The 13,049-nt window shown below is 46.0% G+C and carries 9 protein-coding genes; 7 read left to right on the top strand and 2 right to left on the bottom strand.

The window, feature by feature from the left end; all coding sequences use genetic code 11:
* Positions 1 to 379: Wzt carbohydrate-binding domain-containing protein (locus L0156_17635; GenBank protein MCI0604813.1), on the top strand; the 379-nt coding region annotated here is incomplete at its 5' end.
* 44 nt (positions 380 to 423) lie between these two features.
* Here L0156_17635 and L0156_17630 read toward each other — a convergent pair.
* Positions 424 to 1,140, bottom strand: a complete 717-nt coding sequence (locus L0156_17630) for a transaldolase (protein MCI0604812.1) — start codon at positions 1,138 to 1,140, stop codon at positions 424 to 426.
* Between the two features lie 70 nt (positions 1,141 to 1,210).
* Here L0156_17630 and L0156_17625 point away from each other — a divergent pair, with 70 nt between their 5' ends.
* Positions 1,211 to 3,163, top strand: coding sequence for a hypothetical protein (locus L0156_17625; GenBank protein MCI0604811.1), 1,953 nt, complete (start codon positions 1,211 to 1,213; stop codon positions 3,161 to 3,163).
* Here the strand turns inward: L0156_17625 and L0156_17620 are convergent.
* Positions 3,132 to 4,871, bottom strand: coding sequence for a carbohydrate binding domain-containing protein (locus tag L0156_17620; protein ID MCI0604810.1), 1,740 nt, complete (start codon positions 4,869 to 4,871; stop codon positions 3,132 to 3,134). The two genes, L0156_17625 and L0156_17620, sit on opposite strands and share 32 nt — an antisense overlap.
* Positions 4,872 to 4,919: 48 nt before the next feature.
* On the opposite strand from L0156_17620, the gene L0156_17615 reads away from it, so the two are divergent.
* The 5 genes from L0156_17615 to L0156_17595 form a co-directional block, all read left to right on the top strand.
* Entirely contained in the window at positions 4,920 to 6,764 is a 1,845-nt protein-coding gene (locus tag L0156_17615) for a hypothetical protein (protein ID MCI0604809.1), read from the top strand.
* 11 nt (positions 6,765 to 6,775) lie between these two features.
* On the top strand, positions 6,776 to 8,677 hold the full coding sequence (locus L0156_17610; GenBank protein ID MCI0604808.1) for a hypothetical protein: 1,902 nt from the start codon (positions 6,776 to 6,778) through the stop codon (positions 8,675 to 8,677).
* Positions 8,674 to 10,572, top strand: a complete 1,899-nt coding sequence (locus tag L0156_17605) for a hypothetical protein (GenBank protein ID MCI0604807.1) — start codon at positions 8,674 to 8,676, stop codon at positions 10,570 to 10,572. Before L0156_17610 ends, L0156_17605 begins: the two co-directional genes overlap by 4 nt.
* A 130-nt stretch (positions 10,573 to 10,702) precedes the next feature.
* On the top strand, positions 10,703 to 12,400 hold the full coding sequence (locus L0156_17600) for a carbohydrate binding domain-containing protein (protein ID MCI0604806.1): 1,698 nt from the start codon (positions 10,703 to 10,705) through the stop codon (positions 12,398 to 12,400).
* The coding region (locus L0156_17595; protein MCI0604805.1) for a hypothetical protein at positions 12,397 to 13,049 on the top strand (653 nt) is incomplete at its 3' end. The genes L0156_17600 and L0156_17595, both read left to right, overlap by 4 nt.

The raw sequence follows: 13,049 nt of genomic DNA, 5'->3' as shown, positions 1-13,049 counted from the left end.
TCGGAGTGTTGAAAGCGATGCTGGATTGATCATTGAAATGGATGTACAGCTGATCAAGCAGCTTTCCGATTTTGCTCTGGCAGTAGCAATCTTTAATGAGAGTAACGTCAAATGTCTTGAAGTGAACATTCCTTCCATCCGTTCCATCACAGACACCTGGAACGGAAACTCGAAATTTCAGTGCCACATTCCTAATTTACCGCTGCTGCCAGGACACTACTACGCGAATGTCGGAATTTATCCACCCGACTGGCACTGCATCTATGACTATCACTGGCAAATGCATCCGTTCCGTATTGTAGGGGATGTCCCCAACGTCGCGGGGATTGTTTCTGTTCGACCGGTATGGAGCAAACCACGCAAAGACGCTAAGACTTAACGCAAAGACGCTAAGACCTAAGACCTAAGATGCAAAGAAATAAATCAAAGGTGGTAGCCGGCTTTGGTTGCGTCATCGTAAAACATTTTGACCGTCTCGAGAGACAGCTCGTTCAAATCCTTTCCGATCAACTCCAACTTTTTCAGGATGTCGGTTGTGGCAGTGAGGATGTGGCACCCAATGGCGGAAGCCTGAAACAAATTCAGCAACTCTCGCGGGCTCGCCCAAATCAATTCGATGTTGGAATATTTCCTGAGCGATTCTACTGCTGCTTTCATTATCGGAACGGGATCGCGGCCGGTATCGGCCACTCGTCCTGCAAACAGGGAAACGTAGGCGGGGCTGCCACCTTCGAGTGCTTCGCTCACTGTAACAATCTGCTCGAGGGTCAATATTGCGGTAACGTTCACCTTGATTCCGTCATGTGAAAGGCGTCGAATTAGCTCTGTCGCCGGATTCCTCCGTGTATTCGTTACGGGAATTTTTACGTAAACGTTTTCCGCCCAATTTGCTATCCTTCGCGCCTGCTTTTCCATCTCTTCAAAATCATCGGAGATGACTTCAAATGAAATGGGACGATCCGTGATGACTTCCAGCACCTCATGCGCAAATGTTTCGTAGTCCCCGACACCAACCTTTCGCATCAACGTTGGGTTCGTTGTGAAACCTTTGATCCAATCATGGCGGGCCATTTCGAGCATCCCGGATTTATCCGCGCCATCGGCGAAGATTTTCGTCTTGATTGAGGCAGGAAGCTTCATCGTTATTGAGCTTACTCCAAGTTCGGCGAATTGCGCAACGCAAAACTATTTTGCTGTAAAATCTGCGTGAATGAACGATCTGGTGAAGCTTCAAGAGTCTCTTTGCTCCACTCTTTTTTCTCTTAAACGGGTCCTTCCTTTATCACTCGTCATGGCGCTTCTCTGCGCAACCTTTAACGTCGATTTATCCCGGAGATATGTAACAGACATCGGCATTACTGCAACCGGAGAGAAACTGTCTGAAGAAGCAATGGCGGCGGTTGCATGGATCAGGCATCCAACCATCGGTGAATTGCGGCAACAGGATTTTGATGTTTACAAGTCTCCAGGGTGGGAAATCAAGGACAACCTGATCTTTATCTCAAGACGTAACCAGCCTGCCGAACTGGCGTTGCGGGGTGACTCAAGAGTCAGAAGGATCGTACTTATCAAAACTCCCTACTCGGGAGCAGTAGAACTGGAGATTAATGGAATTAAGAAAACGATTAATCTATTCGATAAAAATCAGTCAATGGAAGTGATCGAACTGCCTCACTTTTTGGAAAACAACGGATCGGTCGCCCGCCCTGTTGCAGCGTTCGCCCGCCAGTTTGCGGAATATCTTTTACTTTTCATCCTAGTCTGCGCTGCAATGCTTCCAATTTATGCAAAGCTTCCTGCGCCTCAATCTATGAATGCTGTCGTGATTGCAACCGATCAAAAACGAATTGTTTTGCAACATAAGTATTTGATCCTGTTAAGTCTCGCAACCTTTTCGCTACTGGTGTTTTCCTTCTACCCCGGCATCATGATGCTTGATTCCTATTTGATGTACATGCAGGCGCTCTCGCATGAGTTTCAAGACTGGCATTCACCAATGATGGCCGTACTCTGGTCATTCACGGATAAAGTCATACGGGGTCCCGGAGGATTGTTCCTGCTTCACCTGTCCATCGCGGTTTACTCCTTTTATCTCCTTTCACAGGTCGCACTTCTAAGAGGGAAGAAGTTTTTTCCACTTCCGATGATCATGATTTTTTTGCCCATGGTTTCCATTCTGCTTTTTGTGCAGATGACCGACATTTCCATGGCGCTGTTTTTTCTTCTGGCTTTCTCTTTGTGGTATTTCTGGCGGGGAACAGGCAAACTGGATAAACCGAAATTGCTGTTGATCTTCGCGCTTGTATTTTACGGATCGGCAGTGAGACATACTGCAATTGCTGCCGCCGTTCCGCTGGTTTTCCTTTTTCTTGTAGATTTGACGACTCCAAAAAAGGGAATCCTTCTTTCCGTTGCTCTCGGAATATTCTTTTTTCTTGTGAATCAGGTGTTCGTGTATAGAATTCTCAATACATTCAAACGTCACGTCTCTCAGACAATCATGGCCCACGATCTGATGGGCATTTATGCGATAACGAAAGAGAACTATTTTCCGGATAGCTATTTAAAAAAGGAAAAGCTCGATAGGTTGATGCTCAGTTTTGACCACAAAAGTCTGGATCCTACGACTCTCATCGAATGGAAAGAAACGTATATTTCACGAGATCTGCGCATTCTTGAAAAGCTACGAAGAAACTGGATCAAGGCTATCTTTAATAGACCTGCCGCTTATCTGACTCATCGTTGGATACTATTCGAAAGTTTCCTGTATGATGCGGATGGATGGACTCCGACAACCACTGTAGGCGAATCGCGGCCACCCATTTTAAGAAGCATGCCTCCCCCGTTGTTGAAAGAAACCAACCTGGGAAAAGTTCATTCCGGCTATGTGCTCTGGTTATACCGCAACGTTCAATTCCTGTTTGAAGCATTCTCCTATGTTCTTTTGTCCGGTATCCTGTTGTTCGTTTCTGTGTGGTGGCGGAAAAGAGTCCCAGGTGTTTTAGCGGCATCCTCCCTCCTCTATGTGATTCCGTACTTCTTCTTTGCGCCGGCCGGCTGCTACCGCTATACGTACTGGTCTGTATTTGCAACTGGCCTTGCATTGATAGTGCTTTGGATGGAAAAGGAGCCTAAAGCAAACCCTGTTCTTTCAGGAAGCTGAGTATTTGCTGAGAGGCAATCGAATGAGCTGTTTGATTGGGATGACGATCGACGTGCGGCAATACCATTAGATCTCGATCGGAGTGTTTATCGTGAAGGGCCTTTGCAAGATCAAGGAAAGGTATTTTTGTATTTTGCAATTCCCTCGAAACGGTGCGAGTTAATTCGTTCCATTCTTTTCCCTGCTGAGTTGAGCCTGAATAATCGGAGTTGTTCCGAAAGGAAACCACAGCCAATCGCGAACCGTCATTGCTAAGACGCCGATTGAATTGCAGGATTTCATCAGCACAATCGGAAAAATCATACGGGTGAATCGTTTTCCAGAACCTTGCCCATGTGAAGAATAACGGACCTCTCTCGTTCAGTTTCACCAGAACCGTTCTGTTTGCGTTTTTTGTCAGGGTAAGAATCACAAGATCCGGCTCGTACCTGCTTGCATAAAACTTGTAAAACAATCGAGTTTGCTGCGCTCCGTATTCATCTACACCGCAATTGATCACGTCATACTTTTCCTTCAATGCACTTTGCATTTTTGCGGCGAATGTATCTTCCTCATTCACGCCGGAACCCAAAGCATAAACATCTCCGAGCACCAGAATGCGACGGATTCCGGAAGGCTTCGGAATGTCATAATCCGGACCGCGGCAACCGAAGGCATTGAAACGGTATTCAATGAAGTACTTCTGTTCAGATTCAATGGGTTTTCCATCCGGCATGCTGATCAATTGCACATCCGAAAATTCCACCGGTATGTCGCTCTGCGCCACATCGAAGTGTATTCGCGCATTTCCGTCCGCGTCTGTTGCTGTAAAATCGATTTGAAAATCTCTCCATTCCGGTTTCAATTCGACTTCCTGATATAACCCGAGACCGGTCCAGGGTTCATGCGATCTGGAAAACCCAACGAGAATTTTGCGCGGACGATCGGCACGACCGCGAAAACGCACACGATATTTGTGTTGCGATTCAACCCTCAGGTGAGTCAAGTTTAGCTGAATGTCGTAAGGCGTGCTGTTCCCGGTGTTTTCAATATTGATGCGCACCAGGCCCGGTGTGTCGGTGGAATAGACAGCTTCCGCTTGAGAATTTCCGCCTTTGCGAAACCACCATTGATTCTGCCTGCTGTTCTCTTTTTTGAAATAACCGCCGGGGTTTTCAAGATAATAATCCTTAAAGGTGGAACCCGGACGATACACTGTTTCCAACGTTGGATGCGGTATTGTCACAGCATTCCATTCGCCAGAGGTGGCCTGCTTGATAGGTGTGATCACCGGAGAGGGCAAGACAATTTCACAGATAAGGATCAACGCGACAACACTGCTGCAAGCCAACATCAACTTCGGCCAAGCAGGAGGATTCAGACGGGAGATCAATGCGGAAAGAATGGCGGCAGCATGCAATAATATCAATGCAACTTCAAGCAGCCTCGGGGCAGAGCTTGGTTCCGTATCGATTAATTTAAGGACAAAAAAGAGGAATTGAGCACTGTAGAGCAAAATGATCCGCGCCAGTAGTTCAGTACTCCGTTTGAAATAGAATTTCAATCCAAAAAAAATACTGGCAGAAGCGAGACCAATTGCGGCAAGGTTGTAAAAACTCCAACGGCCAGTCAGGCCAAAAAATATTCCTTGCAGGAAGGAGATAGAAATAACTGTTACGACAGCTGTATTGGCGAAGTACACGATCTTTCGATTTGTAACTTCATCCATGAGACACGGATGATAGCATGGAATTGTGGGAAAATAACCAGGAATGCAATGCTGATCGGCGCACATTCGACCTGGTTAAAAGAGGATCTCTGTCCTGTTTTGTTAAAAGAGATCAGGGAGATGAAGGGGATCCTGATCGTTTCGCTAGCGGTCGCGTTCCTATTTACCGGATTCGTTTTCTTTCTCTTTCCAGGGCATTTCGCCCAAATCGAAATCACCGCGACCGGACGGAAAGGTTCTGAACATGCGAGGGCGGTTGTTGTATGGTTGATGTCGCCAGACCTGACTCAGATCAATTCTCAAGAGTTAATTGTTCAAAAATCACAGGGTTGGGAACAAAAAGAACGGTTTCTGGTCTCAACAAAGACTCACCCGGCCGAACTGCAACTCACAGGTTATTTTTTTTTGGATCAAACTCTTCAATTCTCTTCAACACCCTATTCGGGACTGGTCGAGATTGAAACGAACGGGGAGCCTAAAATCGTCGATCTGTTTCAGCCCAGTCAAGGCATGAAACCTTTTCCTCTCAACCGTTATCTGTCAGTCAATCACAGGCAACTGAGTCATACGCTCTCCGGTTTTTTGATGAAATTGATTAGAAACTTTTTTCTGTTGACATGCTTTCTTGTTTTCCTGAGAGTCATTCACTTTAAATATCTGCGCCCTGCTTTTCTGATTGGTTGTCTGGTAATTACAGTAAATGTTCTGTTTCTAATTTCGCCTCGGGCTCCGGAAAGCCTGATCACAACGGGAGATGTCATTTTATACGATATTCGAGGACCGCTTCACTTGACGATCAACATCGATTCCTGGGACTTTCTGGACCTCGGCAGAGATCCACGGTTGATGTTTACGGAAAAACATCAGAGATTTCAAGGCCGTCCGCTCTACTCGGCTCTTGGTTTCCTATTGTCTCTTCCCTTTCGTCCATTCCGTTCGGAGTGGATTGCCGCTGTTTTTAATCCGTTAGCCTATTACTTTCCCGAAGTTATCGGTTATGCAATTCTCAACGCAATCGTGCTAACGGTCTCCATCCTGATTTTTTTTCAATTGGTGGAATGCAAGCTCTCATTCGATTGGTTGCTGCTGTTACCTTTAACAATCTTTACAGCGAACGAAGTAACAAAAGCTTTTTTTTGGACTCCTCATTTGCAGGTCTTCAATCTCGTCATTCCCATCCTCTCTCTTATGCTTTACTGGGGGATGCTCCAGCGTCTCGATACATTACGATTACGTCACTTTCTGTTGATCGGTGGCGTCATCGGGGTTTGTGCGCTTGCCTATCCTGGTTTTGGCTCGGTGGTCCTTGGAGCCATGCTGCTGGTGCTTCTCAAGAGCAAACAAAAATTCGCTGCGTTTCTGATGCCCGTTACGTTTTACGTTCCCATTCTGCTATGGAGAATGATTGTCGTACTTTCCACTGGCCGCTTTTACGACGCAGAAGTGGTTGAAGGTAGATTATTCACCTGGGCTATGGATATTGTGTTGGATTTTGACGCTTTTAAAGTCGCTTTTGTGAAGAATATCGGAGATTTCAGCCTGACCCTCATTCAGGTGATGTCTGTGCCTGTTTTTATTTTGATTTGTCTGATGGCTTTTCGTTATAGATACCAAGCACAGTCCAAAACTTCAAATCCCATACCTCAGGAATTACGGATCGCCTTCTGGATTTACTATGCTTCAGCTGTCCCTTTTCTTTTTTTGATCGGAATCTACAGAACGCGCCTGTCCTATTGTCTCGTTCCACCTTTGCTGGTACTTATTGGCAGGGAATTGAAAAACCTTGAAGGAATCTGGACAGGCCGCCCGGTGTTCTTTCTAAAAGTGGTAACACTGATGTACTCTTTCGGCCATCTGATCTACTGGGTGTTGCGGAAAGGACCGTGGTCCTGAGATTGAGTTTCATGAATCCAAACTCCAGTCAATTGGATCAACTTAAAGAAGAATTGAAACTTCACTTGCGCAGGGATTTGTTGCGAGTCCGGCAAATGCTACCCTTAGCACTCGTAGCTGCATTCTTCTTCACAATTGTAGTACTCGACCTCTCGCCCAAATTTTTTGCGAAAATATCCATTACCGCCACAGGACAAAAAAAGTCCAGCGAAGCGCAAGCAGCAGTAGCCTGGCTTGCATCTCCTACAATCGGCTATCTTCAACAACAGGACTTTGATATTCGCAAATCGATTGGTTGGGAAACAAAAAATGACCTTCTGATCTCCAACCGGAACCAACCTGCAGAACTGACGTTGGAAGGACCATTCTCGCTTCAGAAAGCTCTTGAGTTTTTCAAAACTCCGTATTCAGGAGAAATCGTAATAGAAGCAAGCGGTTCCAGAAAAGTTGTCGATCTATTTCAATCCGACCCTGGAAAAGAATTCATCTTCCCTCGTGATTTGAATATGAGCAAAGGCGCCATCCTCACTGTCGGGCTTGCATTTTTGTTATCAACTGCAAAATATCTGTGTTTGCTTCTGGTTTTTGCGTTCGGTTTTCAAACTCTGACCGCCACACTCCCAGACGCGAATATCCATGCAAACGAATTGTTACTCACCGGCTCAACTGCAATTCTTATGTTGTTCCTTGCCGCTTTCTATCCTGGCGTCATGTACGTTGATTCCTACGATCAATACTTCAACGCTCGCGCCTTCAGCTTTGGCGACTGGCATCCTCCAATGATGTCAATTTTATGGTCATTGAGCGACAGAATCATTGAAGGACCAGGAGGGATGTTGATCCTTCATCTGTTGATGGCAGTGTGCTCTTTTTATCTTCTTTCCCGGGTGGCTCTTTGGAAAAAGAAGAAGCTCTTTTTTGTTCCGTTGATCTTGATTTTCCTGCCTGTTGTTTCCTGCATTTCTTTCGCAGTCGTGAAAGATGTTTCCTTCACGATGTCCTTACTATTTGCTTTTTCGTTATGGTACTACTGGCGTTCGAAGGAAACAATATCGATCCCGAAACTCGCGCTGATTCTGCTTCTTCTCTTTTATTCGTCGGCTGTAAGATACAATGCTCTGCCAGCCATTCTACCTTTGATTTTTCTTTTTCTGCTTGACTACACTTCCCGAAAGAAGGCACTTCTGATTGCGCCTGCCATCTGTCTGTTTTTTCTTCTGGCGAATCATTTTGTTGTTTATACTCTCTTTCGCGCTACCAGAGAATACGCTTATCAGGTCATCATGGGACATGATTTGATGGGGATCTATGAGATTACGGGCAAGAATTACTTACCGGACGAATACATAAAGAAAGAAACATTGAATAACCTCATGAGACAATTTGACCACCGGACCTCCGATCCAACGGCATTCTATGGATTTCCGCTCTATTACGAAGGTCGTCTGATCTCCATCCTTGAGAATCAATGGTTCACAGCCATCCGGCAGAACCCCGCCGCGTACCTGACGCATCGTTGGATCTTGTTCAAGAACTTTCTAAGCAATTTTGGGGGGACAGTATTTTGCATGTTTCCAGTGAGCGTACCTCCACAAAGTGCGATCTCAGGTCCTCCGAGGCCCTTGCTGGAAGAAACTGCGCTCGGAAAACTCCACACAAAATTCGTAACATGGACGTTCACACAATATGGCTTTCTATTTGAGGCACTGACTTATCTTTTTGGAAGTTGTATTCTCCTGGTGATCGCAATCCGCAAAAAATCCCTTGCTGCTGGAGCCCTGAATGCCTCCTCCTTGCTCTACCTTACTTCTTATTTCATAGTTGCGCCCGGTGTACATTTTCGGTACGTCTACTGGTCGGTTCTGGCAACATTGCTGTCGCTTCTTGTTCTCTGGATGGAACGCAAAAAATGAGTTTCCATCTGAGGAAACAACTTCGCTCCCTGCGATCTGTTCTCCCTTTTTCAATAATTGCTGCATTTTTCTTTACGCTGCTGACACAGGATCTGTCCCCTGAATATTTCTCCGTAATCTCGATAACCGCCACCGGTGATAAAGCGAAAGATTCGAAAGCACCGGTTGTCTGGATGGCACATCCGGATGTCGCTGAATTAATGCGTCATGGGTTTCACGTTGAAAAATCTGCTGGATGGGAGATACATCAGGGAATCTTTATCTCCACACGAAATCAGCCCGCGGAACTTCGCCTTACCGGACATTCTCGCAAGACGATAAGATTGGAGTTCAGTCAGACACCTTACTCGGGCAGAATGGAATGTGAAGTAAATGGAAAGAAAAGGAATTTCGATTTATTCCGCGACGATCCATCTACGGAAATGGTTCCGCTGATTGATGGAACGACAGAAAAGAAGAGTTCTTTGCTGCCGGCGCTTTCCACGTTTGTGAAGCATTTCTCAAAAAATGCTTTGTTGTTGATTCTCTTTTCAACGGCTCTATATCCGATCTATCGCCGCATGCCGTCGGCTCGTTTCATTCCCCCAACCGTTAGCTTCAGAATCGAGAAGCGACGGAAATACCGGATGATCGCTATCGTTTTCATTTTTGGAATTTTCGTGTGGGGGTTCTATCCAGGTGTAATGACCGATGATTCGGTGGATCAATACGCGCAAGCCGTCCGGTTTGAGTTCAACGACTGGCATCCTCCCATTCTGGCAGCGCTATGGTCAATTACAAACAGAATCGTTGAAGGACCGGGAGGAATGTTTCTTTTACATACTGGAATGCTCTGTTTTTCAACCTTCCTGCTCTCGCTGGTTGCAGCAATCAAAGGCAAGAAGAACTTCTTTCTCCCGTTGCTGGCAGTCTTGCTACCGGTTGTTTCCTGTATATTCTTCTACATCATCAAGGACGTTTCCTTTGCTTTTTCTCTCCTTCTCGCTTTCTCGTTATGGTACTTTTGGCGGACAACCGGCAAACTGAACAAACTAGGATTACTCTTTATCCTCGTGCTGGTTTTTTATGCTGCTTCAGCCAGATTGAATTCGGTGACTGCCGTAGTGCCTCTGTTGTTTCTCTTTCTGCTGTGTTTCACATCCAAACGAAACGCTGCTTTCTGTTCTCTGGTGACAGCCGCTCTGTTTTTTCTGGGTAGCAGTTATCTTACGTACAACATACTTATGGCGCGGAGGAGCTATGTTTTTCAGGTGATCATGGCCCATGACTTAATGTCGATTTATGACATCACCGGGCGTAATTATTTTCCAGAAAATTATTTAACCAAGGAAAGATTGGACCAGCTCATGAAGAAATTCAGCAAGCTGGATTCGAACGCAACTACCTGGATTGAGCAACCTTTTTTAAGCACGGATTCGCAAGTAGCAAGTCAGCTAAAGAATCAATGGGTGAGAGCGATTCTTGAAGAACCAAAAGCCTATTTGCTCCATCGGTGGACTGTATTCAAGTATTTTCTTCTCGCTGTCGACCCCTGGCTTTATAACTATCAGGAACCGGCGTCCTGGAATTCCAGTAGACGGCCGCTTTTGATGGGAGAAGATTTTCCAGCAAAAGTTTACTTAAAATATGGAGATTGGGTTCGTGGGAATGTGAGCCTCGCCTTTCAGACTGTAACTTACCTGATTACATCTTTGTCGATTCTTATCTTCTCGATCAGGAAAAGAATCATGGCAGCCGGCGCCCTGTCCCTTTCCGCGCTGCTGTATCTATTTTCATACTTTTTTGTAGCTCCCGGTGCCGATTATCGATACACTTATTGGCCCGTTTGTTCGGCTCTGATCACCCTATTTGTCATGTGGGTAGAAAATGAGCCGCATGACTCAAAAATGAAATAAAGACTGCCCTCAACTTTCAACGGGCGTGCTATCATAGGGCAGTTAGTCCACTAGGGAAGGATTAAGAGGGTCGGGAGGCGGTATCAGGGGAAGCGACCTGCCAAGAATCGTAGCCATATGCACAATCGTCGTGTGCGTGCTTCAGGCATTTTTCTTCCTGTTTGATCCTTCTCGGACCATTTACAATGCGATCGCTATCGGCATTGCCGTGGTGAATCTTTTTTTCTCAATACGATATCTTACGGGACAGGGCAGGCGTCCATTCATCCCTGTATTCACCTTTTATTGCATACAGCTTGGCGCTTTTCTTCTGCAACTGATTTCACAATCCCCGACACATCCGAGAATGCTTGCCGTGTCGATCTTGTTGCTTCATGCCGGAATCATTTTGTCGGTTCTGCTAACACTCGCAACAACTCTTTCCGGAAAGGCTGTGTTTTTTTCGTTTGGTCTGATGGCCGCAATCTTCATTTATGAATTGATATTGCAGTTTCAGAAGCAATCAACGACCGCTGCATTATCGACAACGGTTACGCATTCGTCTCATTCGGAGATGAAGACGATTTATCCGGACAATCCAGGAAATTACTTTCACACCGAGGATCCTCGTTGGTGGCTTCGCACAGCTGGGGGCAGTACGGCCAGTGTTGTTTCACTTCCCGGCGATCAAGATGCTGTAAGAATTTCGATTACACGAGTCGAAACGAAAAACGCTTTCGATATACAACTGAATCAGTCACCTTTTAAGGTGCAGTCAAAGCATCGCTATAGACTCAAATTTCGCGCGAGAGCCGTTACAAACCGCGCCATCTCTCTTGGTTTTGCTATGAACCACGAACCTTGGGAGGGTCTGGGTTTGTATGAAACGATTCAGTTAACACCTGAATGGCAGGAGTTTCAAAAAGAGTTCACTCCGACTTCAGCTGACTCGAACGCGCGCATCCATTTTGATGTCGGTGATAACAGCATTCCCATTGAGGTCTCCTCTCTTCATCTTCGCAGTGAAGCTGATGGTTCACTCATTGAACCCTCCGTTTCTGGAAAGCGGCATTTTGTCAGTTATCGGTTTAACTCGCTCGGATGCCGCGGCCCGGATATTGCGATTCCGAAACCGTCTCAAACGCGGCGTATTTTGATTTTGGGAGATTCCAAGACACTGGGTATTGGTGTTCATGAAGAAGACACATTTTCCAGTCAGCTTCAACGCCTCCTGAATCATAGAGAACGATCATCCGAATCACAGTTTACTTATGAGGTCATCAACTGCGGTGCCAGGAATTGCGACACAAAAGAAGAACGACGCTTTTATGAATTATCGGGCTATGTGTACGAGCCGGACATTGTCCTGCTCGTCATGAATTCGGATGACGATATGTCGTTGATCGATCAGGAACGCAAAGGCTACATTAACCGGCCACCCGGAAGATTAGAACTGTTATTTAAATCCTGGGGAAAAGTACAGGAATATTGGTACCGGCCTCCCTTTCCAGATTTTTCGGGATGCGTGGATGAAATTATCCAACTCGCTTCTGACGTTCGGAAACAGGAAGCACGGCTTCTTGTGGTGATTTTTCGTAATGATCCTGACTACGCCGGTGACACGTATAACGGACAGGTATGGAATATGTTGATCCGGACTGTCACAAGGGGTCTGGAGAGCACCAAAGTACCAGTACTTGATTTAGGAAAGCCCCTTTATGAAAAACACAAAGTCCAGGATTTGCTTGTGCATCCATTGCTGGATAACCATCCCAATCATATTGCTCATTCGATCGCAGCGAGAGAGTTGTGGAAATTTCTAGAAAGGCCAAAGCAGGTCATCCAATGATGACAGTTTCTCCCTATAGATCCTCGATTGACGCACGGTACCCTCGTGTTTTCATTCTGTTTTCTTCCGCTTTGGCCAAAGAGTCAAAATTAGATGGCAGAATCTTTCTTGTCATTCTGTTAGCGGTGTACTTTTTGACAATTGCAATTTCCTCCAGCCCGTACGACACATGGGCGTCCCGCGGTGTTTTACAAACTAGTTGGCCCCTAACAAATGAGCCGATTTCGTTCGGAGATCTTTACCACGTTCTGTCGTGCGGCGAATGCAATCAGCTGAAGTACAACGTTTATCTGGAAAATCCCTGCGATCCCTTGGAACGGCTTTTTATGTATCCGCGCATTTGGCTCCTTCCGGCCGAATTGGGATTCAACCGGAATCACAGCGCTTTTCTGGGATTTGGCCTGGCTCTGATCTTTTTCATAACTTTCTTGCGTTTGATTCAACGTCTGAATTATGTCGAGGCTTTGCTTTATGGGATTCTTGCTTGCTCGCCCGCGGTCATACTAGGCGTTGAGCGGGGAAATGCCGATATCCTGATCTTTGTTCTGCTTGCTTGGTCCATTGCTTTGATGAATCGAGGAGCCGCGACCTCGGTTGCTTCTTACGGATTGATCTTTCTGAGTGCAATCCTGAAGCTCTATCCTGTTGC

It is taken from the genome of bacterium, from assembly GCA_022616075.1.
Lineage (GTDB): Bacteria > Acidobacteriota > HRBIN11 > JAKEFK01 > JAKEFK01 > JAKEFK01.
Note: the sequence above shows the minus strand (reverse complement) of the source record. Positions and strands in the feature narration are given on the sequence as shown.

Excerpts from the sequence above, each read along its gene's own strand:
- L0156_17630 (MCI0604812.1), bottom strand. The coding sequence starts at position 1,140 with ATGAAGCTTCCTGCCTCAATCAAGACGAAAATCTTCGCCGATGGCGCG.
- L0156_17625 (MCI0604811.1), top strand. The coding sequence starts at position 1,211 with ATGAACGATCTGGTGAAGCTTCAAGAGTCTCTTTGCTCCACTCTTTTT.
- L0156_17620 (MCI0604810.1), bottom strand. The coding sequence starts at position 4,871 with ATGGATGAAGTTACAAATCGAAAGATCGTGTACTTCGCCAATACAGCT.
- L0156_17615 (MCI0604809.1), top strand. The coding sequence starts at position 4,920 with ATGCTGATCGGCGCACATTCGACCTGGTTAAAAGAGGATCTCTGTCCT.
- L0156_17610 (MCI0604808.1), top strand. The coding sequence starts at position 6,776 with ATGAATCCAAACTCCAGTCAATTGGATCAACTTAAAGAAGAATTGAAA.
- L0156_17605 (MCI0604807.1), top strand. The coding sequence starts at position 8,674 with ATGAGTTTCCATCTGAGGAAACAACTTCGCTCCCTGCGATCTGTTCTC.